This window comes from Pseudomonas benzenivorans (genome assembly GCF_024397895.1).
Lineage (GTDB): Bacteria > Pseudomonadota > Gammaproteobacteria > Pseudomonadales > Pseudomonadaceae > Aquipseudomonas > Aquipseudomonas benzenivorans_A.
In genome coordinates this window covers 158,262-181,585 of record NZ_CP073346.1, presented here as the reverse complement: position 1 = coordinate 181,585, position 23,324 = coordinate 158,262, and the positions used below count along the sequence as shown (strand labels likewise).

At 64.2% G+C, this 23,324-nt stretch carries 22 protein-coding genes and 1 tRNA gene; 11 read left to right on the top strand and 12 right to left on the bottom strand.

The window, feature by feature from the left end:
• The first annotated feature begins 27 nt into the window (after window positions 1–27).
• The gene (gene clpA / locus KDW96_RS00760; RefSeq protein WP_255838484.1) at window positions 28–2,298 is read left to right on the top strand and encodes an ATP-dependent Clp protease ATP-binding subunit ClpA; all 2,271 of its coding nucleotides are present in this window, start codon (window positions 28–30) and stop codon (window positions 2,296–2,298) included.
• Window positions 2,299–2,357: 59 nt separating this feature from the next.
• Here clpA and infA read toward each other — a convergent pair whose 3' ends face one another.
• The 4 genes from infA to trxB all read right to left on the bottom strand — a co-directional run bounded on the left by infA (window position 2,358) and on the right by trxB (window position 5,123).
• Window positions 2,358–2,576: a translation initiation factor IF-1 gene (infA, locus tag KDW96_RS00755; RefSeq protein ID WP_002553999.1), complete on the bottom strand. Its 219-nt coding sequence runs from the start codon at window positions 2,574–2,576 to the stop codon at window positions 2,358–2,360.
• A 100-nt stretch (window positions 2,577–2,676) separates the two neighbouring features.
• On the bottom strand, window positions 2,677–3,384 hold the full coding sequence (locus tag KDW96_RS00750) for an arginyltransferase (protein ID WP_255838483.1): 708 nt from the start codon (window positions 3,382–3,384) through the stop codon (window positions 2,677–2,679).
• A 54-nt stretch (window positions 3,385–3,438) separates the two neighbouring features.
• Complete coding sequence (gene aat / locus KDW96_RS00745) at window positions 3,439–4,119, bottom strand: leucyl/phenylalanyl-tRNA--protein transferase (protein ID WP_255838482.1); 681 nt, start codon at window positions 4,117–4,119, stop codon at window positions 3,439–3,441.
• Window positions 4,120–4,172: 53 nt separating this feature from the next.
• Window positions 4,173–5,123, bottom strand: coding sequence for a thioredoxin-disulfide reductase (gene trxB, locus KDW96_RS00740; protein WP_255838481.1), 951 nt, complete (start codon window positions 5,121–5,123; stop codon window positions 4,173–4,175).
• 244 nt (window positions 5,124–5,367) lie between these two features.
• On the opposite strand from trxB, the gene ftsK reads away from it, so the two are divergent.
• The 6 genes from ftsK to cysG all read left to right on the top strand — a co-directional run bounded on the left by ftsK (window position 5,368) and on the right by cysG (window position 12,936).
• On the top strand, window positions 5,368–7,770 hold the full coding sequence (gene ftsK, locus KDW96_RS00735) for a DNA translocase FtsK (protein ID WP_304665569.1): 2,403 nt from the start codon (window positions 5,368–5,370) through the stop codon (window positions 7,768–7,770).
• 29 nt (window positions 7,771–7,799) lie between these two features.
• Window positions 7,800–8,426, top strand: a complete 627-nt coding sequence (gene lolA, locus KDW96_RS00730) for an outer membrane lipoprotein periplasmic chaperone LolA (RefSeq protein ID WP_255838480.1) — start codon at window positions 7,800–7,802, stop codon at window positions 8,424–8,426.
• 19 nt (window positions 8,427–8,445) lie between these two features.
• Window positions 8,446–9,771, top strand: coding sequence for a replication-associated recombination protein A (locus KDW96_RS00725; protein WP_255838479.1), 1,326 nt, complete (start codon window positions 8,446–8,448; stop codon window positions 9,769–9,771).
• A complete protein-coding gene (gene crcB, locus KDW96_RS00720) occupies window positions 9,768–10,142 on the top strand; it encodes a fluoride efflux transporter CrcB (RefSeq protein ID WP_255838478.1) in 375 nt (124 codons plus the stop codon). The genes KDW96_RS00725 and crcB overlap by 4 nt, the downstream gene beginning before the upstream one ends.
• A gap of 16 nt (window positions 10,143–10,158) precedes the next feature.
• A complete protein-coding gene (gene serS, locus KDW96_RS00715) occupies window positions 10,159–11,439 on the top strand; it encodes a serine--tRNA ligase (protein WP_255838477.1) in 1,281 nt (426 codons plus the stop codon).
• Between the two features lie 102 nt (window positions 11,440–11,541).
• Window positions 11,542–12,936: a siroheme synthase CysG gene (gene cysG / locus KDW96_RS00710; protein WP_255838476.1), complete on the top strand. Its 1,395-nt coding sequence runs from the start codon at window positions 11,542–11,544 to the stop codon at window positions 12,934–12,936.
• A 22-nt stretch (window positions 12,937–12,958) separates the two neighbouring features.
• On the opposite strand, the gene KDW96_RS00705 is transcribed toward cysG, so the two are convergent.
• The 7 genes from KDW96_RS00705 to KDW96_RS00675 form a co-directional block, all read right to left on the bottom strand.
• The gene (locus KDW96_RS00705; RefSeq protein WP_255838475.1) at window positions 12,959–13,960 is read right to left on the bottom strand and encodes a glutathione S-transferase family protein; all 1,002 of its coding nucleotides are present in this window, start codon (window positions 13,958–13,960) and stop codon (window positions 12,959–12,961) included.
• Between the two features lie 88 nt (window positions 13,961–14,048).
• Window positions 14,049–15,032, bottom strand: coding sequence for a glycosyl transferase family protein (locus tag KDW96_RS00700; RefSeq protein ID WP_255838474.1), 984 nt, complete (start codon window positions 15,030–15,032; stop codon window positions 14,049–14,051).
• Window positions 15,029–15,364: a TusE/DsrC/DsvC family sulfur relay protein gene (locus tag KDW96_RS00695; RefSeq protein WP_255838473.1), complete on the bottom strand. Its 336-nt coding sequence runs from the start codon at window positions 15,362–15,364 to the stop codon at window positions 15,029–15,031. The genes KDW96_RS00700 and KDW96_RS00695 overlap by 4 nt, the downstream gene beginning before the upstream one ends.
• Window positions 15,361–15,660 (bottom strand): sulfurtransferase complex subunit TusB, encoded by a 300-nt coding sequence (gene tusB / locus KDW96_RS00690; protein ID WP_255838472.1) that lies wholly within the window; start codon window positions 15,658–15,660, stop codon window positions 15,361–15,363. The genes KDW96_RS00695 and tusB overlap by 4 nt, the downstream gene beginning before the upstream one ends.
• Window positions 15,660–16,019, bottom strand: a complete 360-nt coding sequence (tusC, locus tag KDW96_RS00685) for a sulfurtransferase complex subunit TusC (protein WP_255838470.1) — start codon at window positions 16,017–16,019, stop codon at window positions 15,660–15,662. Before tusC ends, tusB begins: the two co-directional genes overlap by 1 nt.
• Before the next feature lies 1 nt (window position 16,020).
• Window positions 16,021–16,413 (bottom strand): sulfurtransferase complex subunit TusD, encoded by a 393-nt coding sequence (tusD, locus tag KDW96_RS00680; protein ID WP_255838469.1) that lies wholly within the window; start codon window positions 16,411–16,413, stop codon window positions 16,021–16,023.
• Window positions 16,414–16,523: 110 nt separating this feature from the next.
• A complete protein-coding gene (locus tag KDW96_RS00675; RefSeq protein ID WP_255838468.1) occupies window positions 16,524–17,189 on the bottom strand; it encodes a Bax inhibitor-1/YccA family protein in 666 nt (221 codons plus the stop codon).
• A gap of 134 nt (window positions 17,190–17,323) precedes the next feature.
• On the opposite strand from KDW96_RS00675, the gene KDW96_RS00670 reads away from it, so the two are divergent.
• Window positions 17,324–17,413 (top strand) — tRNA-Ser (locus tag KDW96_RS00670).
• 145 nt (window positions 17,414–17,558) lie between these two features.
• Here KDW96_RS00670 and KDW96_RS00665 read toward each other — a convergent pair.
• A complete protein-coding gene (locus KDW96_RS00665) occupies window positions 17,559–17,753 on the bottom strand; it encodes a hypothetical protein (RefSeq protein WP_255838467.1) in 195 nt (64 codons plus the stop codon).
• 749 nt (window positions 17,754–18,502) lie between these two features.
• Between KDW96_RS00665 and KDW96_RS00660 the strand changes: the two genes are divergently transcribed.
• The 3 genes from KDW96_RS00660 to KDW96_RS00650 all read left to right on the top strand — a co-directional run bounded on the left by KDW96_RS00660 (window position 18,503) and on the right by KDW96_RS00650 (window position 23,223).
• Window positions 18,503–20,422 (top strand): multicopper oxidase family protein, encoded by a 1,920-nt coding sequence (locus KDW96_RS00660; protein WP_255838466.1) that lies wholly within the window; start codon window positions 18,503–18,505, stop codon window positions 20,420–20,422.
• Between the two features lie 23 nt (window positions 20,423–20,445).
• A complete protein-coding gene (locus tag KDW96_RS00655) occupies window positions 20,446–21,111 on the top strand; it encodes an SCO family protein (protein WP_255838465.1) in 666 nt (221 codons plus the stop codon).
• Window positions 21,112–21,222: 111 nt separating this feature from the next.
• Window positions 21,223–23,223, top strand: a complete 2,001-nt coding sequence (locus tag KDW96_RS00650; protein ID WP_255838464.1) for a multicopper oxidase family protein — start codon at window positions 21,223–21,225, stop codon at window positions 23,221–23,223.
• The last annotated feature ends 101 nt before the right edge of the window (window positions 23,224–23,324 follow it).

Sequence of the window (23,324 nt, the reverse complement as noted above, 5' to 3'; positions counted from 1 at the left end):
CCGGCCGCTTGGGCATGAGGTGAAGCTATGTTAAATCGAGAGCTCGAAGTCACCCTCAATATGGCCTTCAAAGAGGCTCGCACCAAGCGTCATGAATTTATGACGGTTGAGCACCTCCTGCTGGCTTTACTGGACAACGAGGCCGCCGCCAGCGTGCTGCGCGCCTGCGGCGCCAATCTGGACAAATTGCGGCATGACCTACAGGAATTCATCGATTCCACCACACCACTGATTCCGCAGCATGACGAGGAGCGCGAAACTCAGCCTACCCTGGGCTTCCAGCGCGTGCTGCAGCGCGCGGTGTTCCATGTGCAGAGCTCCGGTAAGCGTGAGGTCACCGGGGCCAATGTGCTGGTGGCGATCTTCAGCGAGCAGGAAAGCCAGGCGGTATTTCTGCTCAAGCAGCAGAGTGTTGCCCGCATCGACGTGGTCAACTTCATTGCCCACGGCATCTCCAAGGTGCCTGGGCATAGCGGTCATCCGGAAGCGGATCAGGAGCTGCAGGATGAAGAGGGTGGCGAATCGTCCACCTCGGGCAACCCGCTGGATGCCTACGCCAGCAACCTGAACGAACTCGCACGCCTTGGCCGTATCGATCCGCTGGTCGGGCGCGAGCTGGAAGTGGAGCGCGTGGCGCAGATTCTTGCCCGTCGGCGCAAGAATAATCCGCTGCTGGTCGGCGAGGCCGGTGTGGGCAAGACCGCCATCGCCGAAGGGCTGGCCAAGCGCATCGTCGACGAGCAGGTGCCCGACCTGCTGGCGGACAGCGTGGTCTATTCCCTGGATCTTGGGGCGTTGCTGGCCGGCACCAAGTATCGAGGCGATTTCGAGAAGCGCTTCAAGGCGCTGCTCAATGAGTTGCGCAGGCGCCCTCATGCCATCCTGTTCGTTGACGAGATTCATACCATCATCGGTGCCGGCGCGGCGTCTGGTGGGGTGATGGATGCGTCCAACCTGCTCAAACCCATGCTTTCATCGGGTGAGATCCGTTGCATCGGCTCGACGACTTTCCAGGAATTCCGCGGTATTTTCGAGAAGGATCGCGCCTTGGCGCGGCGCTTCCAGAAAGTCGATGTGGTCGAGCCCTCCGTCGAGGACACCATCGGCATCCTGCGCGGCCTGAAGGGGCGCTTCGAGCAGCACCACAGCATCGAGTACAGCGATGAGGCGTTGCGCGCTGCGGCCGAGCTGGCGGCCCGCTACATCAATGATCGGCACATGCCGGACAAGGCCATCGATGTAATCGATGAGGCGGGCGCCTATCAGCGTCTGCAGCCGGAAGACAAGCGCATAAAGCGTATTGAGGTGGCTCAGGTCGAGGACATTGTCGCCAAGATCGCGCGCATTCCGCCCAAGCATGTCAGCAGTTCGGACAAGGAGCTGCTGCGCAATCTGGAGCGGGACCTGAAACTCACCGTGTTCGGTCAGGATGCGGCGATCGACTCGCTCTCCACCGCGATCAAGTTGTCGCGCGCCGGGCTCAAGGCGCCCGACAAACCTGTGGGGTCCTTCCTGTTCGCCGGTCCGACCGGCGTCGGCAAGACCGAAGCGGCGCGTCAGCTGGCCAAGGCGCTGGGTATCGAGTTGGTGCGCTTCGATATGTCCGAGTACATGGAGCGGCACACCGTGTCGCGACTGATCGGTGCGCCGCCAGGCTATGTCGGTTTCGATCAGGGCGGTCTGCTGACCGAGGCGATCACCAAGATGCCGCATTGCGTGCTGCTGCTCGACGAGATCGAGAAGGCGCACCCGGAGGTCTTCAACCTGCTGCTGCAGGTGATGGATCACGGCACCCTGACCGACAATAACGGGCGCAAGGCGGACTTCCGCAACGTTATCCTGATCATGACCACCAATGCCGGTGCCGAGACTGCGGCCCGGGCATCGATAGGCTTCACCTATCAGGATCATTCTTCGGATGCGATGGAGGTAATCAAGAAGAGCTTCACTCCTGAGTTCCGCAACCGCCTGGACACCGTGATCCAGTTCGGTCGCCTGAGTCATGAGGTGATCAAGAGCATCGTCGACAAGTTCCTCACCGAGCTGCAGGCGCAGCTGGAGGACAAGCGCGTCATGCTTGAGGTCAGCGACGAGGCTCGCAACTGGCTGGCCGAGCAGGGTTACGACGTGCAGATGGGGGCCCGGCCGATGGCGCGCCTGATCCAGGACAAGATCAAGCGTCCGCTGGCGGAGGAAATCCTGTTTGGTGAGCTGGCCGAGCACGGTGGTGTCGTGCACGTAGAGCTGGCTGAGGGTGAGTTGACCTTCGGCTTCGAGACAACGGCCGAGATGGCCTGAGTTTTGGCGGCAACACAAAAAACGCCCGGCAATGCCGGGCGTTTTTTCTGGTGCTTGGCTTAGCGGGCGCGGTAGGTGATGCGACCCTTGCTCAAGTCATAAGGTGTCAGCTCTACGCGAACCTTATCGCCAGTCAGAATGCGGATGTAGTTCTTGCGCATCTTTCCGGAGATGTGCGCGGTAACGACGTGCCCATTTTCCAACTCCACACGGAACATGGTGTTGGGCAGGGTGTCGACGACAGTGCCTTCCATTTCGAAGCTGTCTTCTTTCGACATGCAGTAAAGCCCTCGGTATCCAAAGAATGGCCCGGCGCAACTGGCCCCAGGCAAAAGCGGCGTGCATTGTGCACGAAAACAGAGGTTTCCGCCAAGGCCTTCAGGTAAGCGTTATCCAGCGTTGATTGACGAACAGCTCGATCGGACGGTATTGCGTCTTGTAGTTCATCTTGCGGCAGTTCTTTATCCAGTAGCCGAGGTAAACGGCATGAAGGCCCAGGCGCGCGGCCTCGGCGACCTGCCAGAGAATGGCGAAGCGACCCAGGCTGCGACGCTCCTCGCTCGGCTCGTAAAAGGTGTAGACCGCCGACAGGCCGTTGGGCAGCACGTCGGTAACCGCGATTGCCAGCAGTCGGCCCTCGAGGCGGAACTCATAGAAGCGGGAGAATGGCAGGTCGCGCACCAGGAAGGTCGAGAACTGTTCGCGACTGGGCGGATACATGTCGCCATCGGCGTGCCGCAGCTCGATATAACGGACGTAGAGGGCGTAATACTCCTCGCTGAATACCGGGCGCACCGGGTGCACCTGAATGTCCTGGTTGCGCTTGTAGATGCGCCGCTGTTGCCGATTCGGGTGGAACTGGTGGACAGGGATGCGGGCCGCGATGCAGGCGTTGCAGTTCTGGCAGTGAGGGCGGTAGAGATGGTCGCCGCTGCGACGAAAACCCATTTCAGAAAGTTCGGCATAGACCTGCGCATCCATTGGCTGGCTGGGATCGAGAAACAGGGTGGTGGCCTGTTCTTCGGGCAGATAGCTGCATGGATGGGGTTGAGTGGCGTAGAACTTCAAGCGGGCCAGCTCGGTCATGGTGAACTCTCGGGGTAAGCCTTGAGTAAGTGTATGCCAGGCTGTGGTGCTCGCCTAGGCGAGCCAGTCGGCGCCGCTCGGCTGGTCCAGGTGCCGCCGCAGGTGGCTGGCGAATTCGGTCCGGGAGATGCTGCGGGCACCGAAGCTCTGCAGGTGCTGGGTGGGCATCTGGCAGTCGATCAGGGCAAAGCCCCAGCGTTGCAGGTGCTCGACCAGGGTGGCAAAACCGACCTTGGAGGCGTTATCGGCCCGGCTGAACATGGACTCGCCGAAGAACAGCTGACCCATCGCCAGTCCGTAGAGGCCGCCAATCAAGCGCTCGTCCTGCCAGACCTCGACCGAGTGGGCGATGCCGCGGCTATGCAGCTCGAGGTAGGCGCGCTGCATGTCCGTGGTGATCCAGGTGCCGTCGGCATAGGCTCGCGGCGCGGCGCAGGCCTGGATGACGTCAGCGAAAGCCCGGTCGAAGGTTACCTGGTAGCGGCCCTGGCGCATTAGCTTGGCCAGACTGCGGGATATGTGCAGTTCCGAGGGCACCAGCACGGTGCGCGGGTCGGGGGACCACCAGAGAATGGGTTGGCCATCCTGGAACCAGGGAAAGCAGCCATGCCGGTACGCCTGGATCAGGCGTTCGGCGCTCAGGTCGCCGCCGGCGGCCAGCAGTCCGTTGGGTTCGCGCAGGGCGCGTTCGAGTGGGGGGAAACTCAGAGAGTCGCGTTGCAGCCAGGTCAGCATCGAGCAGAACCGCAGAAGGGTAGGGCGGGCGCATTGCGCCCGCCGCTAGGCTATCAGATGTCGTCGAGGAACTTCTCGGCATCCAGCGCCGCCATGCAGCCGGCGCCGGCCGAGGTCACGGCTTGACGGTAGACATGGTCGGCCACGTCGCCGGCGGCGAACACGCCTTCGATGGCCGTTGCCGTGGCGTTGCCCTCGCTGCCGCCCCTGATCAAGAGGTAGCCGTCACGCATCTCCAGCTGGCCCTGGAACAGGTCGGTGTTGGGCTTGTGGCCGATGGCGATGAACACGCCGGACAGCGCAAGCTCCTTGCTGGCCCCGCTGATGGTTTCCTTCAGGCGAATGCCGGTCACGCCGCTGGCGTCGCCCAGCACTTCGTCCAGGGTGTGGTTCCAGTGGAGCACCACGTTGCCGTTCTCGGCCTTGTCGAACAGCTTGTCCTGCAGGATCTTCTCCGCGCGCAGCTTGTCGCGGCGATGAACCAGGTGGACTTCCTTGGCGATATTGGACAGGTACAGCGCTTCTTCAACGGCGGTATTGCCGCCACCGATTACCGCGACCACCTGGTTGCGGTAGAAAAACCCGTCGCACGTGGCGCAGGCCGAGACGCCCTTGCCGGCGAAGGCCTCTTCCGAGGGTAGGCCGAGGTATTGGGCGCTGGCCCCGGTGGCAATGATCAGCGCGTCGCAGGTGTAGGTGCCGCTGTCGCCCTTGAGGGTGAAGGGGCGCTGTTGCAACTCCGCGGTGTGGATGTGGTCGTAGACAATCTCGGTATCGAAGCGCTCGGCGTGTTTCTGCATGCGCACCATCAGGTCGGGGCCGGTCAGGCCTTCGACGTCACCGGGCCAGTTGTCCACTTCGGTGGTCGTGGTGAGCTGGCCGCCGGGCTGGATGCCGGTAATGATCACGGGCTTGAGATTGGCGCGCGCGGCGTACACCGCAGCGCTGTATCCGGCCGGTCCAGAGCCCAGAATGATCAAGCGCGAATGCTTGACTTCGCTCATAAAAACACCTCATAAGCCTTTGTCACAAAAGAGAATGCATGCTCCAATTGAGCCGCACGGAAGTTGTTGCGGGCTATGCTACACCGAAGCGGGGGGCGAACGGGAGCCGCTGGCCCGGAGGCCCGGACGAGGCCTTGTGGTACGGGTTTGGTGGCGTGGCATCCCCCCAGCAAACCCGTACAATAGGCCACTTTTCGCCGTTAACCTATGACTCGGCCAGATGCCGACGCAGGAATAGATGCGTTTGAAGAATTCTAGTTCTACCGCCCAGGCGCCAGTCTGGCGCCAGCAGTTGCCGTACCGGCTCAAGGAAGGTGCCCTGATTGCCCTGGGCGCGCTGTGCCTGTACCTGTGGATGGCGCTGTTGACCTATGACGCCGCCGATCCGGGCTGGACGCACACCAGCAACGTCGAGCAGGTGCAGAATGCCGCCGGGCGCGCCGGCGCCTGGTTCGCCGACATCCTGTTCATGGCTCTTGGCTACTTCGCCTATCTGTTCCCGCTGCTGCTGGGGGTCAAGACCCTGCAGGTTTTCCGCGCCCGCCACCAGCCCTGGCAGTGGAGCGGCTGGCTGTTCTCCTGGCGCCTGATCGGCCTGGTGTTCCTGGTGCTGTCCGGGGCCGCGCTGGCCTACATCCACTTCCAGGCCGGCGCCAGCATGCCGGCTTCGGCGGGCGGCGCCCTGGGCGAGAGCCTGGGCCAGCTGGCAATCAATGCCCTGAACGTGCAGGGCAGCACGCTGCTGTTCATTGCCCTGTTCCTGTTCGGCCTGACAGTGTTTACCGACCTGTCCTGGTTCAAGGTCATGGACCTGACCGGCAAGATCACCCTGGATCTGGCCGAGCTGATCCAGGGGCTGGTCAATCGTTGGTGGAGCGCCCGCCAGGAGCGCAAGCAACTGGCCGCGCAACTGCGCGAGGCCGACGAGCGGGTCAGTGAAGTCGCCGCGCCGGTGGTCCGTGACCGCCGCGAGCAGGCCAAGGTCAAGGAACGCCTGATCGAGCGCGAGGAAGCGCTCAGCAAGCACATGAGCGAGCGCGATAAGCGACCGGCACCGATCATCACGCCGCCCGCCGCGCCCAAGCCCGCTGAGCCGAGCAAGCGGGTGCTGAAGGAAAAGCAGGCGCCGCTGTTCGTCGATACCGCGGTGGAGGGATCGCTGCCGCCGATCTCCATCCTCGATGTGGCGGAGAAGAAGCAGAAGCAGTTCTCGCCGGAGTCGCTGGAGGCCATGTCGCGGCTGCTGGAGATCAAACTGAAGGAATTCGGGGTCGAGGTCATCGTCGAGTCGGTGCACCCGGGCCCAGTGATCACCCGTTTCGAGATTCAGCCGGCCGCGGGGGTCAAGGTCAGCCGCATTTCCAACCTGGCCAAGGACCTGGCGCGCTCGCTGGCGGTGATCAGCGTGCGGGTGGTGGAGGTCATTCCCGGCAAGACCACCGTCGGTATCGAGATTCCCAACGAAGATCGGCAGATCGTGCGTTTCTCCGAGGTGCTGTCGTCCAGCGAGTACGATGACGCCAAGTCGCCGGTGACCTTGGCCCTGGGCCACGACATCGGTGGCAAGCCGGTGATCACCGACCTGGCGAAGATGCCGCACCTGCTGGTGGCCGGTACCACCGGCTCGGGCAAGTCGGTCGGGGTCAACGCCATGATCCTGTCTATCCTGTTCAAGTCCAAGCCGGAAGACGCGCGGCTGATCATGATCGACCCGAAGATGCTCGAGCTGTCGATCTACGAAGGCATCCCGCACCTGCTGTGCCCGGTCGTCACGGACATGAAGGAGGCGGCCAACGCCCTGCGCTGGAGCGTGGCCGAGATGGAGCGGCGTTACCGACTGATGGCGGCCATGGGCGTGCGCAACCTGGCGGGCTTCAATCGCAAGGTCAAGGACGCCATCGACGCCGGCACGCCGCTGCCCGATCCGCTCTACAAGCGCCAGAGCATGGAAGACGAGGCGCCGCTGCTGCAGACCTTGCCGACCATCGTGGTGGTGGTCGACGAGTTCGCCGACATGATGATGATCGTCGGCAAGAAGGTCGAGGAGCTGATCGCCCGTATCGCCCAGAAGGCGCGGGCCGCCGGCATCCACTTGATCCTGGCCACCCAGCGGCCGTCGGTGGACGTGATCACCGGCCTGATCAAGGCCAACATTCCGACGCGCATGGCCTTCCAGGTCTCCAGCAAGATCGACTCGCGGACCATCCTCGATCAGGGCGGCGCCGAGCAGTTGCTGGGCCATGGTGACATGCTCTACCTGCCGCCCGGTACCGGCCTGCCGATCCGTGTGCACGGCGCCTTCGTCTCCGACGAGGAGGTGCATCGGGTGGTCGAGGCCTGGAAACAGCGCGGCTCGCCGGACTATATCGAAGACATACTGGCCGGCGTGGAAGAGGCCGGCAGCGGCTTCGAGGGGGGCGGCGAGGGGGGCGGCGAAGGCAGCGAGGAAGACCCGCTGTACGACGAAGCGGTGCGCTTCGTCACCGAGAGCCGGCGTGCCTCGATCTCCGCCGTGCAGCGCAAGCTGAAGATCGGCTACAACCGCGCGGCACGGATGATCGAGGCCATGGAGATGGCCGGCGTGGTGACCTCGATGAACACCAACGGCTCGCGCGAAGTGATAGCGCCCGGGCCCATTCGCGACTGATACGGGAAACCGACTTAATGAGGAATTCCATGCGCATGATTCGCATGATGCTGCTGGCAGTACTGAGCATCGCCAGCAGTACCGCCCTGGCCGATGAGCAAGCCTCGGTGCAGCGCCTGACCCAGTTGCTCAACCAGGCCCAGACCATTACCGCGCGCTTCTCCCAGCTGACCCTGGATGACAGCGGCACCCAGCTGCAGGAAACCGCCGGCGAGCTCGCGCTCAAGCGTCCCGGGCTGTTCCGCTGGCATACCGACGAGCCGATGGAGCAGCTGCTGGTCTCCAACGGCAAGAAGGTCTGGCTGTATGACCCGGACCTGGAGCAGGTCACCATCCAGACCCTCGACCAGCGTCTGACCCACACCCCGGCGCTGTTGCTGTCCGGCGACGTGTCGAAGATCCAGGACAACTTCGAGATCAGCCACAAGGAGGGCGGCAGTGTGGTGGACTTCATCCTCAAGCCCAAATCCAAGGACACCCTGTTCGACAGCCTGCGCCTGTCGTTTCGCAGCGGCGTGCTCAACGACATGCAGCTGATCGACAGCATCGGTCAGCGCACCAATATCCTGTTCCTCAATGTGAAGATGAACGAAAGCCTGGCGGATGGGCAGTTCACATTCGACATTCCCGAGGGCGCGGACGTCATTCAAGAGTAAGAGGCCACGACCCGGCTCCATGGATCTGTTCAGCAAGGCTCCCGTCGCCCAACCCCTGGCCGCCCGCTTGCGCGCCGCCAGCCTGGACGAGTACGTCGGTCAGGAACACCTGCTCGCGCGCGGCAAGCCGCTGCGCGAGGCGCTGGAGCAGGGCGCGCTGCACTCGATGATCTTCTGGGGCCCGCCGGGGGTCGGCAAGACCACCCTGGCGCGCCTTCTGGCTCAGGTCACCGATGCTCATTTCGAGACGATTTCCGCGGTGCTCTCCGGGGTCAAGGAGATTCGTCAGGCCGTCGAGGTCGCCCAGCAGCACGCCGCGCAGTACGGCCGGCGGACCATCCTGTTCGTCGACGAAGTGCACCGCTTCAACAAGTCGCAACAGGACGCCTTCCTGCCCTATGTGGAGGACGGCACGCTGATCTTCATCGGCGCGACCACCGAGAACCCGTCGTTCGAGCTGAACAACGCCTTGCTTTCCCGGGCGCGCGTTTACGTGCTCAAGAGCCTCGACGAAACGGCGCTGCGCAAGCTGGTCACGCGCGCCCTGACCGACGCCAAGGGCCTGGGCGAACGGCGCCTGAGCCTGCCGGACGCCAGCTTCCAGATTCTCCTGGCGGCCGCTGACGGCGACGGCCGTCGCCTGCTCAATTTCCTCGAGAACGCCGCGGACCTGGCCGACGACGGCGGCGAGATCAGCGTCGAGCTGCTCCAGGACCTGCTGGGCGACAGCCGCCGGCGCTTCGACAAGGGCGGCGAGGCCTTCTACGACCAGATTTCCGCGCTGCACAAGTCGGTGCGTGGCTCCAGCCCGGACGGCGCGCTGTACTGGTTCGCGCGCATGCTCGATGGCGGCTGCGACCCGCTGTATATCGCCCGTCGCGTCGTGCGCATGGCCAGCGAGGACATCGGCAACGCCGACCCGCGCGCGCTGACGCTGTGCCTCAATGCCTGGGACGTGCAGGAACGCCTGGGCAGCCCGGAGGGCGAACTGGCGGTGGCCCAGGCCATCGTCTACCTGGCCTGCGCGCCCAAGAGCAACGCGGTGTACAGCGCCTTCAAGACAGCGCTGCGCGACGCCGCCGAGCACGGCTCGCTGGAGGTGCCGCTGCACCTGCGCAATGCGCCGACCAAGCTGATGAAGGAGCTGGGATACGGCGACGAGTATCGCTACGCCCATGACGAGCCCGATGCCTATGCCGCCGGGGAGGACTACTTTCCCGAGCAATTGCCACCGCGCCGCTACTATCAACCGGTGCCGCGCGGCCTGGAGTTGAAGATCGGCGACAAGCTCAGGCACCTGGCCGAGCAGGATCGGTCCAGCGCGCGCCAGCGGAGAAAGCCATGATTGGCGCGACCCTGGCCGTGGCGGCCGGCGGCGCGGCGGGCTGCCTGCTGCGTTTCGCCACCGCGAACTGGATCAACAGCCACTGGCCACAGCACTTCAACATTGCCACCCTGGTGGTGAACCTGCTGGGCTGCCTGCTGATCGGCTACCTCTACGGGCTGTTCCTGCTGCGCCCGGAGGTACCGGTGGAGGTGCGCGCCGGCCTGATCGTCGGCTTCCTCGGCGGCCTGACCACCTTTTCTTCCTTTTCCCTCGACACCCTGCGCCTGCTCGACAGCGGCCAGGCGCCACTGGCCATCGGCTACGTGGTGCTCAGCGTGTCCGGTGGCCTGCTCGCGACCTGGGCCGGCCTATCTTTCACCAAACTCTGAACGACGAGAACCTGACATGCTCGACTCCAAACTGGTGCGCACCCAACTGCACGAAATTGCCCAGCGCCTTGCCACCCGTGGCTTTGAGCTGGATGTAGCGCGTTTCGAGGCGCTGGAAGCCCAGCGCAAGACCGTACAGACCCGCACCGAACAACTGCAGGCCGAACGCAACAGCCGCTCCAAGGCCATCGGCCAGGCCAAGCAGCGTGGCGAGGATATCGCGCCCCTGCTGGCCGACGTCGATCGCATGGGCAACGAGCTGGACGCCGGCAAGCAGGAGCTCGACGCCATCCAGGGCGAGCTGGACAGCCTGCTGCTGAACATCCCCAACCTGCCCCACGAATCGGTGCCGGTCGGCGAGGATGAAGACCACAACGTCGAGGTGCGCCGCTGGGGCACGCCGAAGACCTTCGATTTCGAGATCAAGGATCACGTCAGCCTGGGCGAGCAGCACGGCTGGCTCGACTTCGAGACCGCCGCCAAGCTGTCCGGCGCGCGATTCGCCCTGCTGCGCGGGCCGATCGCGCGGCTGCACCGCGCCCTGGCGCAGTTCATGATCAACCTGCATACCGCCGAACACGGCTATGAAGAGGCCTATACCCCTTATCTGGTGCAGGCGCCGGCGCTGCAGGGCACCGGTCAGCTGCCGAAGTTCGAGGAAGACCTGTTCAAGATCGGTCGCGAGAACGAGGCCGACCTGTACCTGATTCCCACCGCCGAGGTGTCGCTGACCAACATAGTCGCCGGCGAGATTCTCGATGCCAAGCAGCTGCCGCTGAAGTTCGTCGCCCACACCCCGTGCTTCCGCAGCGAGGCCGGTGCGTCGGGGCGCGACACTCGCGGCATGATCCGCCAGCACCAGTTCGACAAGGTGGAAATGGTGCAGATCGTCGAGCCGAGCACGTCCTATCAGGCCCTGGAGGAACTCACCGGCAACGCCGAGAAGGTTCTGCAGCTGCTCGAGCTGCCGTACCGGGTACTGGCCCTGTGCACCGGCGACATGGGCTTCGGCGCGACCAAGACCTACGACCTGGAAGTCTGGGTGCCGAGCCAGGACAAGTACCGGGAAATCTCCTCCTGCTCCAACTGCGGCGACTTCCAGGCGCGACGCATGCAGGCGCGTTTCCGCAACCCGGAAACCGGCAAGCCCGAGCTGCTGCACACCCTCAACGGCTCCGGCCTGGCCGTGGGCCGCACCCTGGTGGCGGTGCTGGAGAATTACCAGCAGGCCGACGGCAGCATCCGCGTGCCGACGGTGCTGAAGCCCTATATGGGCGGCATCGAAGTCATCGGCTGATCTTTAACGGTGGGAAGGCCCCTGGTCTTTTCCACCAAGGCTTCTCCGGTGGAAAACGCTTCGCGGTTTTCCACCCTACCTTTCTTGCACGTTGAGGCTGCGATGGATTTCCTACCCCTGTTCCACAAGCTGCAGGATCGCCAGGTGCTGCTGGTGGGCGGCGGCGAGGTCGCCCTGCGCAAGGGGCGCCTGCTGGCGGACGCCGGCGCGATCCTGCGCGTGGTGGCCCCGCAGGTACGAGACGAGCTGCGCGAGCTGGCCGGCAAGGGCGCGCACCAGTTGCTTGAGCGCGGCTATCAGGCGGACGATCTGCACGGTGTGGCGCTGGTCATCGCGGCGACCGACGATGAGCCGCTCAACGCCCAGATATCCGAGCAGGCCCAGGCCCGCGGCATTCCGGTCAATGTGGTCGATGCGCCCAAGCTGTGCAGCGTGATCTTTCCGGCAATTGTCGACCGTTCGCCGCTGATCGTAGCGGTCAGCAGCGGCGGCGATGCGCCGGTCCTGGCACGCCTGATGCGCGCCAAGCTCGAAACCTGGATTCCCGCCACTTACGGCCAGTTAGCCGGCCTGGCCAAGCGTTTCCGCGCTCAGGTCAAGGGGTTGTTCCCGGATGTGCAGCAGCGCCGGGTGTTCTGGGAGGACGTATTCCAGGGCCAGGTCGCCGAGAGCGTGTTCGCCGGCAAACTGCACGAAGGCGAGCAACTGCTCGAAGCGAAGATCGCCGGCGCGGCGCCTCAAGCCTTGGGTGAGGTGTACCTGGTCGGCGCCGGTCCGGGCGATCCCGATCTGCTGACCTTCCGTGCCTTGCGTCTGATGCAGCAGGCCGACGTGGTGCTGTATGACCGGCTGGTGGCGCCGGCGATCATCGAGCTGTGCCGGCGCGATGCCGAGCGGATCTACGTCGGCAAGCAGCGCGCCGCCCACGCCGTGCCCCAGGAGCAGATCAATCAGCGCCTGGTGAGCCTGGCCAAGGAGGGCAAGCGGGTGCTGCGCCTGAAAGGCGGCGATCCCTTCATCTTCGGCCGTGGCGGCGAGGAAATCGAGCAGCTGGCGGCCGAGGGCATCCCCTTCCAGGTCGTGCCTGGCATCACCGCAGCCAGCGGTTGTGCGGCCTATGCCGGCATTCCGCTGACTCACCGCGAGCATGCGCAGTCGGTGCGCTTCGTCACCGGTCACCTCAAGGATGGCAGCTGCGACCTGCCGTGGGGCGAGCTGGCGGCGCCGCGCCAGACCCTGGTGTTCTACATGGGCCTGGTCGGGCTGCCGCTGATCTGCGAGCAGCTGATTGCCCATGGCCGGGCGGCGAGCACTCCGGCGGCGCTGATCGAGCAGGGCACCACGAGCAATCAGCGGGTGTTTACCGGCACCCTGGCCAACCTGGCGGATATGGTCGCCCACCACGAGGTGCACGCGCCGACCCTGGTGATAGTCGGCGAGGTGGTGCAGCTGCGCGACAAGCTGGCCTGGTTCGAAGGGGCTCAGGCGCTGGTCTGAGCCGGGCTGATCTGATACCGGGTCAGGGCCGCTGCCATATTCCACGGCCTGGCAGGCGTGCACGGTCATGGCTGCGCGCCAGGTCCAGCAAGGGCCCTTCTGGCACGATGCCGGACGGGTTGATGGTGGTGTGGCTGGCGTAGTAATGGCTTTTGATGTCTTTGAAGTCCACGGTCTGCGCAACGCCCGGCCACTGATACAGTTCGCGCAGCCAGTGGGACAGGTTGGGATAGTCCTCGATGCGCCGCAGGTTGCACTTGAAGTGGCCGTGGTACACCGCGTCGAAGCGGATTAGCGTGGTGAACAGGCGCCAGTCGGCCTCGGTGAGGTATTCGCCGGCCAGGTAGCGTCGCTCGTCTAGCAGGGCCTCCAGTCGATCCAGCTCGCCGAACAGCTCGGCAAACGCCTTGTCGTAGGCCTGCTGGGTGGTGGCGAAGCCGGCGCGGTACACGCCATTGTTGATCGCCGGATAGATGCGTTCGTTGAGGGCGTCGATCTCGCCGCGCAGCGCCTGCGGGTAGAAGTCCTGGCGATCGCCGGTGAGCTCGTCGAACGCCGAATTGAGCATGCGGATGATCTCCGCCGACTCGTTGCTGACGATGCGCTGGCGCTGCTTGTCCCACAGCAGCGGCACGGTCACCCGGCCGCTGTAGTGCGGCTCATCGGCGGTGTAGCGCTGATGCAGGAAGCGGTGGTCGTCCAGGGGGTCGCCGGTCGAGCCGAGGGCTTGATCGAAGGTCCAGCCATCCTCCCCCATCAGCCAGCTGACCACCGACAGGCCGATCAGGGGCTCCAGGCCCTTGAGCTTGCGCAGGATCAGGGTGCGGTGGGCCCAGGGGCAGGCCAGCGATACATACAGGTGGTAGCGACCGGCTTCGGCGGCGAAGCCGCCTTCGCCACTCGGGCCGGGTGTGCCATCGGTGGTGATCCAATGGCGCCTTTGGGCGCTTTCGCGCTTGAACTGGCCGTCTTCGCCCGTGTCGTACCACTGGTCTCGCCAGCGTCCTTCGATCAACAATCCCATTTCCTACTCCTTCACTGCTGTGCGTGTCGGTTCAGTCTAGGGATGTCGGGGCGATAGAAAAACGCAAATAGCCGGCACCAATAATCAACTATTTAGATGTGTCGCGCCCATCCCAGCGGCGTTGCGCCTCTGCAAAGGCTTCATCGCGGGGCATACCCAGCGCTCGCAGGGCCAGGGCCATGCTGCTCAACACGGCCAGCCGGCCGTAGGCGTCGTCGGCTTCGCCGCGCCAGAAGGCCTGCAGCTGCGCAGGCTCCAGACGTTCGGGTTTGACGTGGCGTTGCGCCGACAGCGGCGGCCAGTCTTCGTCCCAATCGAGCCCATCCGCCGTGCCGTAGAGGTGGCTGGTGGCATCGGGATTGACCTCGATCTCGCCGCCTTCGCCCTTGATCACCACGGCACTATCGCCGAGCAGCTGGCTGGCTTCACGGTGCACCGCCTGATAGCCGGGGTGGAAGATGCTCTGCAGGCCGCAGCGGGCATTCAGCGGGTTGAGAATTCGCGCCAGGGAGTGGATCGGCGAACGCAGGCCCAGGGTGTTGCGCAAATCGATCATCCGCTGCAGTGCGGGCATCCAGGCACCCAGGGGCATGAAAGCCAGGCCCTTTTTTGCCAAGGCTTGCTCCACCTGCGCCCAGTCGCTGCACAGGGGAATGTCGAGGAGTTCCAGAAACTGCTCGCTGTACAGGCGTCCGGCCGTATGGGCGCCGCCGCCGTGCAGCAGGATGCGCACGCCGCTCTGGGCCAGGGCCTTGATCGCCAGCAGGAACCAGGGCAGGTGGCGCTTCTTGCCGGCATAGCTCGGCCAGTCCAGGTCGACGGGGATCGATGGGACCTGCAGGCGTTCGCGGATCGCCTCGGCGAAACCGGCCATTTCCTCGGCGCTTTCCTCCTTGTGCCGCAGCAGCATCAGGAAGGCGCCGAGCTGGGTGTCCTCGACCTTGCCGTCCAACAGCAGGCCCATCGCCTCGCGGGCCTCGGCGCGGGTCAGGTTGCGTGCGCCGCGCTTGCCTTTGCCGAGGATGCGCACGAACTGGGCGAAGGGGTGTTCGGGTGGGGCTACGAGGTTCATAGGCAGTTCGTCGGTTTGGGCAGGCCCGCCAGCTTGGCAGCGAGTTTGGCGGGGGCGCCTTTGAATAACAGGTTGAGGTGCAGGCTGCTGCCTTTATCCGGCCCCAGCTTGAGCGCCACGTACTTGATCAGCGGCCGATTGGCCGGCGACAGCTGGAATTCGGCGTAGAAGGCGCGCAACAGGCGCAGGATTTCCCAGTGCTCGGCGTTCAGGTGCAGATTCTCCTCCCGCGCCAGGGCCTCGGCCACGGCTTCGGACCAGTCCTGCAGGTGGAGCAGGTAGCCATCCTTGTCCAGGGCGATGGTGCGACCCTCGATCAGCAACTGTGTCATAGCCAGCTGTTGACCTTGTCGAAGCGGCAGCTCAGCTCGACGAAGCCCGGGTAATCCACCCCCTGCACCCGCGCGGGTGGGGTGATGGCGCGGGCCTCGAGGTCTTCGCTCAGCGCAAACAGACCGACGCTCTCCGGTAGCGACGCCAGGGCATCGCTGGGGGCGCTGCCCGGCTGCAGGGCGTAGACCGCATCGCCGCTCAGGAGCAGGCCATCGGCCCGCCCCAGCAGGCGCAGGCAGCTTTGCAGGCGGCTATCGGCAAACGGCGAATGGGAAAGAACGTGCAGGGTGGCCATCAGAGGGTAATCACCTGGTCGTAGCGGTCGATCAGCGCCGTCAGGGCGGTGTCATCCAGTTTTTCCGCGGCCAGCGCCAGCTGCTGAGCGGCCAGGCCGCGTTCCTGCAGGCTGCTGGAGGAGGCATACAGCGACTCGATGCCGAACATCGGCAGGGCCTGCAGGTTGGCGCCCAGGTCTTTCTGCTGCAGGGCCTTGGCCCGCTGTCCCGGCGCCAATTGGAACACGCCATCGTCGAGGAACAGCAGGGCGATCGGCAGGTCGTAGGCGCCGCCCGCCAGGGCGATGTCCAGGGCCTCGCGTGCGCCGGGGCCGGCCCAGGGGGCCTGGCGGCTGATGATCAGCAGGGACTTGCTCATGTCATGGCCCTCCGAAGCAGACCAGGCGGTCGGCCGTCTGCGCCGCCTCATGCAACTGGCCCAGACCGGACAGCTCCCAGGGGGCTTCCAGGTTGGCGGCACTGCGGTTGTAGCGCTGGGTTTCTTCCTCGTTCAGCACGCCGCGGCGCAGGGCCGCGGCGATGCACACCACCGCGTCCAGCTGCTGGTCCTGGACGAACGCGCGCCATTCGGCGGGCAGGTCCAGTTCGTCCTGGGCGCTGACCACGTTGCTGGAGGCGCTGTGCACACCGTCCTGGTAGAAGAACAGGCGAACGATCTCGTGGCCGCCGTCCAAGGCGGCCTGGGCGAAACGCAAGGCGCGGCGCGAGGAGGGCGCGTGGGGGGCGGCAAACAGGGCGATGGCGAATTTCATAGGAGGGCCGAGCGGAAATCTGCCGGAATGATAAAGCCTGCGCGCAAAAGATGCTCGCCGCAGGCATGAAAAAAGCCCGCCGAAGCGGGCTTTCCACTAACAACGATGAATCAGTCGTCGCCCATCAGGCCGAACAGTTGCAGCAGGCTGACGAACAGGTTGTAGATCGATACATACAGGCTGATGGTCGCCATGATGTAGTTGCGCTCGCCACCGTGGATGATCGCGCTGGTCTGGAACAGAATGCAGGCCGAGGAGAACAGCACGAAACCGGCGCTGATTGCCAGTTGCAGGCCGCTGATCTGGAAGAAGAAGCTGGCCACAACGGCGCCGAGCAGGACGAAGAAGCCGGCGGTGATGAAGCCGCTGAGGAAGCTCATGTCCTTGCGCGTGGTCAGTACGTAGGCGGACAGGCCACAGAACACCAGGGCGGTCATGGAAAACGCCGAGCTGACCACTTCCGCGCCATTGGCCATACCCAGGTAGCGGTTGAGGATCGGACCCAGGGTGTAGCCCATGAAGCCAGTCAGGGCGAGGGTGGACACCAGGCCCCAGGGCGAGTTGCGCAGCTTCGCGGTAAGGAAGAACAGGCCATAGAACCCGATCAGGACCACGAAAATATTCGGGTAGGGCACGTTGGCGCGCTGCGCCAGGAAAGCGACCAAACCGCTGAAGGCCAGGGTGATGGCCAGCAACCCGTAGGTGTTGCGTAGCACTCGGCTGACTTCTTGTTGCTCAACCTGCGAGTGGCTGAGTGCGTAATCTTGTTCGCGCATGGCGACACTCCTTATTGGTCCGGGTGGTTCCGTGATAAGCGTTGGGTCTGATCATAACAGAGCATTGCACTGTGCCAACCCGGAGAGTTTGACAGTGTGTTGCGTTCGGGTAAGATTGCCGCCCGCACGACGCCGGAAGCGTGGCAGAGCGGTTGAATGCAACGGTCTTGAAAACCGTCGAAGGGGAAACTCTTCCGTGAGTTCGAATCTCACCGCTTCCGCCAAATCATCGAGAACCCCCTGATGCCTCATGGCTCAGGGGGTTTTTCGTTTCTGGCGCCTTCATTCTTTATCTGGTCCCGTCGGCCCCGCCGCTTTCCTGCCAGTGCGCAATCCATCCCGCCCGCCCGTAAGGCCGGTCACTCTTTCTCAATGGTGAGCGTGGCGGTGGACCCGGCGGTGTTTGGCCCGGTGTCGGGCCGGTGCGTGATGGCCCGGGCCTTGATGCTGATGATGCACGACGCGGTGGTGGGGCTGACTGTGGTGGGTGTGGCTGTGATAGGCGCAGCCGCTCAGCAGCAGAGCCGCTGCGGCCAGGGCCAGAAACGCGATGCGAGTTAGCATGGTTGCCTCCGTGGTGCAGGGGACGGTTTCCCCGGCATTCATGAGAACGCAGCAGGGTGTAAATGGCCGTCAGGTGGATGTAAAGGCTGGGTAAAGTGCACGCGGGGTTCCGGGGCAGCCCGAGCGGGCAGCGGCGTCAGTTTTGCTGCGGCATGCCGGCATCGGATCGGCCGTGTTGTGCACACGCCACGCGAGGAATCGACCTGCTAACGGTAATTGTCCGGCCAAACTCGATAGCCAGGGCTGTCTCGATACTCTATTTAGTTTTAATAAAACACACAAAAACAATTAGATAGCGACGTTTCGTGTAAGGGCAAAGTGCCTGCGACGAATCCTTGACAATGATTTGCAGCGATTCTTTAGTGAACAGTGGGAGAGGGATGTTTCATCAGGTTTTTTCGCGAAGGAGAGGGCGCGAAGAGGCCTCGGAGCAACGCTAGGGGAGATTGTCATGGGCAGGGCCATACACATCCTGAACAGCCGGCAGTCTTTCCGGAGACTCGTTCTATCGGTGAGCCTGCATGGGCCTCCCTCTTCCTGATCCCTCGCGCTAACGCGCCAGGGTGCCATCCCGTAAGGCCTCGCAGTTTCGCGACAAGGTCGTGGCTGTGAGCTGTCGCGAATGAGGCTGGGTTTGGCCACGAATTAACTCACAAGCATCCGTGTTCTGCGTTAACAGCGGAGGGGTGCTTTATGCCCCTCGAAATAGGTTGGGCTGCCGTTTTAAGAACGCGAATGAGGGCAACGCCATGAAGACCCGATTACAGGACAGCGTTGAGAAACTCACTCCCGGGCAGTGGAAGGTTTCCATCTGTACGGGAGGCTGGGAGTCGGTCCCGGATCTCCCCGACGAACTGGCACAGGATCACGGCAGGCGTTCGTTCCTCCAGCTCACGGCCGCGGCCATGGCCGCGCCTTTGCTGTTCGCCTCCAGCGACAGCGAAGCGAGGCGCCGGCGCCGTGGGCGTGATCCGGAGCCCGAGCCTGAGCCGGAACCAGAACCAGAACCAGGCCCGGTGGCCGTGCCGCCCAGCCCGCCGAGCATTCCCTGGGTCATGGAGCTGCCGGAGGAGCCGCCTATTCTCGAGTCCACCGAACTCGATCCTTATCCGACGGGGGACCCGCAACCCGTTTTGGGCGAGTGCGGCCGCGACAAGCATCAACGCTGGGCCGAACTCTACGCGGCGCCACGTCAGTACCCGCCGGCGCACTATGAGCTGAGTGTCGAGGAAAACGACGACTGGGAATTCAACCCGGCCTACCCGCGGCAGCGCATCTGGGGCTTCACCGGCGACTCCGGCAGGGCCACCACCCCCGGGCCGACCATCCTGGCTCGCTACGGAGAGCCGGTGGTGGTGCGCTTTAAGAACAACCTGCCGCAGAACCATGTGGGCTTCGGCTCGCCGGAAATCTCGATGCACCTGCACAACGCCCACGTCGGCTCGGAGAGCGACGGCTTCCCCGGCGATTATTTCAGCCCACTCAAGGCCGGCCCGACCCTGGCCGCGCCGGGACGATGGAAGGACCACTTCTATTCGAACATCTACGCCGGTTACGACGAGATGCAGAACGGCATTGGTGACCCGCGCAACGCCCTGGGCACCCTGTGGTACCACGATCACACCTTCGATTTCACCGCGCCCAACCTGTACCGCGGCATGGCCGGTTTCTACCTGCTGTACGACCATATCGACTCGGGCGATGAGCGCGACCCGAGCCCGACGGCCCTGCGCCTGCCGAGCTACCCCTACGATTACCCGCTGAGCTTTGGCGACCGGCGCTTCGACGCCAACGGCATGCTGGTGTACGACCAGGTCGGCCCGGATGGCACCCTCGGCGACAAGATCGCGGTCAACGGCCTGATCGAGCCGGTGTTGCGCGTCGCGCGGCGCAAGTACCGCTTCCGCCTGCTGGATATCGGTCCGAGTCGGATCTACCAGCTGTTCCTGACCCGTACCAACGGCGTTTCGCAGACCTTCGACTACATCGCCAACGACGGCAATCTGCTCCCCGCACCGCTCAGAAATCAGGTCAGCGTGAAAATCGCAGTGGCGGAGCGGGCCGATATCGTCATCGACTTTTCCAGGTACAACGTCGGCGACGAGCTGTACCTGTCCAACCGTCTGCAGCAAATCGAGACGCGCCGGTTCGAGGGGCTTGGCGCCGCCACCCCGGTGCTGAAGTTCATCGTCGACCGTGAGCCGGACGAGCAGGACCTCAGTCAGGTGCCGAACGTGTTGCGCGAAATGCGGCCGCTGGATCCGGCGGAAATCGCCGCGGCGCCGGTGCGCCGCTGGATATTCGAGCGCAAGAACGGCATGTGGGCGATCAACGATCAGTTCTTCAACCCCAATCAGCCCCGTGCGGTGATCGCCAAGGGCAGCGCAGAGGTGTGGGAGCTGGTGAACATCGACAACGGCTGGGACCACCCCATCCATATTCACTTCGAGGAGGGGCGCATTCTCAGCATGACCCGGGACGGGGTCAACGTGCCGGTGCCGCCGCACATGCAGGGGCGCAAGGACGTCTTTGTGCTTGAGCGCAACTCGAGCTTCCGCGTGTTCATGCGCTTCCGCGACTACGTCGGCAAGTACGTGATGCACTGCCACAACCTGATCCATGAGGATCACGCCATGATGCTGCGCTGGGACATCAAGGAAGACGACTAGTCGCCGAGACTGGAGGTAATGCAATGAATACCCGAAGAAAGTTACTGGCCGGATTGGGTGCGGTGGCGCTAGGCGGGCTGCTCTGGCAGCGCTTCCCGGTCGAGGCCGAGAACATCATCGATGTCGCCGACCAAGGTTCTGCCCCGCAAGACGGCTACTTCCCCAACGTGCCGCTCTACACCCATGAGGGCGAGCGGGTGCTGTTCTACGACGATCTGGTGCGCGGCAAGATCATCACGGTCAACATGATGTACGTGGATTGCGCGGGCGCCTGCCCGACCATGACCTCGAACCTGCGCAGGGTCCAGGAACTACTGGGCGATCGCCTGGGGCGGGACGTGTTCATGTACTCCATTACCCTGCAGCCCGAGCTCGACCGGCCGGAGCACCTGGCCGAGTACGTGAGACAGCAACGCCTGCTGCCGGGCTGGAAATTCCTGACCGGCGAGCCGGCCGATATCAAGCGCCTGCGCTATGCCCTGGGCTTCTACGACCCGGACCCGGAAGTCGACCGCAACCTGACCACCCATACCGGCATGCTGCGCGTCGGCAACGACCGCAACGAGCGCTGGACCATGGCCCCGGCCCTGGCCGACCCGGAACGCATCATCACCACCATCAACCATGTCGACAACGCCATGGTGCACACCGTGTACCGCAGCGAGCAGGATGCGGCGCGCCTCGGCTAGGGCGCCGTAATCGCACCTTCCAAAGCCGTACTGGAGAAGGGAGGGATCAAATAGAGGGCTCTGGCAACAGGAGCAGGGAAGTGCGAGGGCCCCGCCAAGAGGGCAAGCGACATGAAATCCACATCGACCCGGCGCGACAAGGCGAAGGGGGGCACCGAGCCGCGCAGCGACGTTGAGGCACCAAGCGCCAGCTGCTCGCCGGAGACGCCTGCCGAAGGCGCCAGCAGGCGCCTCTTTGTACAGGGCGCGGCCTTGAGCCTGGCGGTGCCGCTGCTGCTGAACGCCACAAGCGGCAGCGGCAAGCGGCGCGAGCGCCGGGACGACGATGAGGTCAAACTGGGCGACGAGCCAGAAAAGAGCCCGCCGACCATACCCTGGCAGATCGAGCTGCCTTTGGCCTATACCCCGCTCGAGCCCGTGGCGCTCGATCCAGCGCCAATGGTGGTGGCCAATACGGCCGCCGGCGAAGCCGGGCGCGATGCCCATCAGCGTTGGGACGAACTCTACGAGCGCCCCCGCGAGTATCCACCTGTCCACTACGAGATGAGCGTCGAGGAGAACCCCAGCTGGGTGTTCAACCCGGCCTATCCGCCCCAGCCTATCTGGGGCTTTGCCTACGGTGGCAACGCCGCGATCTCGCCAGGGCCGACCATATTCGGGCGCTACGGCCAGCCGACCATCGTGCGTATCTACAATCGCCTGCCCGAAGACCACAAGGGCTTTGGTTCGCCGCAGATCTCCACCCACCTGCACAACGCGCACACGGGATCGGAAAGCGATGGCTTCCCCGGGGATTTCTACAGCGCGAACAAGGCCGGGCCGAACCTTTCCGCGCCCGGGCACTTCAAGGATCACTTCTACGCCAACATCTACGCCGGCTACGACGAGCAGCAGAACGGCATCGGCGACCCTCAGCAGGGCCTGGGCACGCTGTTCTACCACGACCACACCCTGGACTTCACCTCGCCGAATCTGGTGCGCGGGCTGATGGGCTTCTATCTGTTGTTCGACGATATCGACTCCGGCGACGAGCGCGACCCCAATCCGGCGGCGCTGCGTCTGCCCAGCTACCCCTACGACTATCCCCTGGCGTTCGCCGACCGCCTGTTCGACCGCAATGGCATCCTGTTCTACGACCAGGTCGATCCGGACGGCACCCTGGGCGACAAGGTCATCGTCAACGGTTATATCGAGCCGGTGTTGCGGGTGGCGGCGCGCAAGTACCGTCTGCGCCTGCTCAATGGCGGACCAAGCCGTGCCTATGAGTTCTATCTGGTCGACCTGCAAGACCGGGTGCAGACCTTCACCTACATCGCCAACGACGGCAACCTGCTGCCGGCGCCGCTGTTCAACCAGCACCGGGTTCGCCTGAGCGCGGCCGAACGCGGCGACATCGTAGTGGACTTCGCCCGCTACCCGATCGGCACCGAGCTCTACCTGGTCAACCGACTCAAACAGGAAAAGACCCGTCGACCCGAGGACGTCGAGGCGCCCGGCGTGCGGGTCTTGAAGCTGATTGTCGATCGCTTCCCGCCGCGGCAGGACCTCAGTCGGGTGCCGGCGGCGCTGCGTGAACTGGCCCCGCTAGACCCTGAGGTCATCGCCAATGCCCGGGTGCGCCGCTTCGAGTTCGAGCGCACCAACGGCATGTGGGCGATCAACGACAAGTTCTTCAATCCGCTGCGCAGTGCCCTCGATGTGCCTCAGGAGGAGTTCGAGGTCTGGGATCTGGTGAATAACCACGGCGGCTGGTCGCACCCCATCCACATGCATCTGGAGGAGGGGCGGACCATCGCCAAGTTCCAGGACGGCGTCGAGGATGACGACGAGGTGCCGGTGCCGCCCCACGAACAGGGGCGCAAGGACGTGTTTGTCCTGCAGCCTAATTCCCGGATCAAGGTGCTGGTGCGCTTCCGCGACTTCCGCGGCAAGTATGTGATCCACTGCCACAACCTGGTCCATGAAGACCACGCCATGATGTTGCGCTTCGACGTGGTGCCCTTTGCGCCGGCGATAGGCCCCACTGCGCTTGACCCCGAGGAGGCGCCAGCGCCGGAAGATGGCGGCGGCAGCGGCAGGAACTCGAAGGGCAAGCGCAGGCGCGAACGTTAGTCTGCGCTGGGCCCTGGGCCTGCACTGGTTTTTTTACGGTTGCTATTTGACTGCCCTGCACCAAACTAGGTCTGTGAGGCGCTTTTTGCTATTGTGAGCGC

Coding starts and splice junctions, on each gene's coding strand:
- KDW96_RS00675 (WP_255838468.1), bottom strand. CDS start 17,189: ATGCGCGAACAAGATTACGCACTCAGCCACTCGCAGGTTGAGCAACAA.
- KDW96_RS00650 (WP_255838464.1), top strand. CDS start 21,223: ATGAAATCCACATCGACCCGGCGCGACAAGGCGAAGGGGGGCACCGAG.
- KDW96_RS00725 (WP_255838479.1), top strand. CDS start 8,446: ATGGATCTGTTCAGCAAGGCTCCCGTCGCCCAACCCCTGGCCGCCCGC.
- clpA (WP_255838484.1), top strand. CDS start 28: ATGTTAAATCGAGAGCTCGAAGTCACCCTCAATATGGCCTTCAAAGAG.
- KDW96_RS00660 (WP_255838466.1), top strand. CDS start 18,503: ATGAAGACCCGATTACAGGACAGCGTTGAGAAACTCACTCCCGGGCAG.
- tusC (WP_255838470.1), bottom strand. CDS start 16,019: ATGAGCAAGTCCCTGCTGATCATCAGCCGCCAGGCCCCCTGGGCCGGC.
- KDW96_RS00655 (WP_255838465.1), top strand. CDS start 20,446: ATGAATACCCGAAGAAAGTTACTGGCCGGATTGGGTGCGGTGGCGCTA.
- infA (WP_002553999.1), bottom strand. CDS start 2,576: ATGTCGAAAGAAGACAGCTTCGAAATGGAAGGCACTGTCGTCGACACC.
- KDW96_RS00695 (WP_255838473.1), bottom strand. CDS start 15,364: ATGACACAGTTGCTGATCGAGGGTCGCACCATCGCCCTGGACAAGGAT.
- trxB (WP_255838481.1), bottom strand. CDS start 5,123: ATGAGCGAAGTCAAGCATTCGCGCTTGATCATTCTGGGCTCTGGACCG.
- serS (WP_255838477.1), top strand. CDS start 10,159: ATGCTCGACTCCAAACTGGTGCGCACCCAACTGCACGAAATTGCCCAG.
- crcB (WP_255838478.1), top strand. CDS start 9,768: ATGATTGGCGCGACCCTGGCCGTGGCGGCCGGCGGCGCGGCGGGCTGC.
- tusB (WP_255838472.1), bottom strand. CDS start 15,660: ATGGCCACCCTGCACGTTCTTTCCCATTCGCCGTTTGCCGATAGCCGC.
- KDW96_RS00750 (WP_255838483.1), bottom strand. CDS start 3,384: ATGACCGAGCTGGCCCGCTTGAAGTTCTACGCCACTCAACCCCATCCA.
- cysG (WP_255838476.1), top strand. CDS start 11,542: ATGGATTTCCTACCCCTGTTCCACAAGCTGCAGGATCGCCAGGTGCTG.
- lolA (WP_255838480.1), top strand. CDS start 7,800: ATGCGCATGATTCGCATGATGCTGCTGGCAGTACTGAGCATCGCCAGC.
- KDW96_RS00705 (WP_255838475.1), bottom strand. CDS start 13,960: ATGGGATTGTTGATCGAAGGACGCTGGCGAGACCAGTGGTACGACACG.
- KDW96_RS00700 (WP_255838474.1), bottom strand. CDS start 15,032: ATGAACCTCGTAGCCCCACCCGAACACCCCTTCGCCCAGTTCGTGCGC.
- tusD (WP_255838469.1), bottom strand. CDS start 16,413: ATGAAATTCGCCATCGCCCTGTTTGCCGCCCCCCACGCGCCCTCCTCG.
- KDW96_RS00665 (WP_255838467.1), bottom strand. CDS start 17,753: ATGCTAACTCGCATCGCGTTTCTGGCCCTGGCCGCAGCGGCTCTGCTG.
- aat (WP_255838482.1), bottom strand. CDS start 4,119: ATGCTGACCTGGCTGCAACGCGACTCTCTGAGTTTCCCCCCACTCGAA.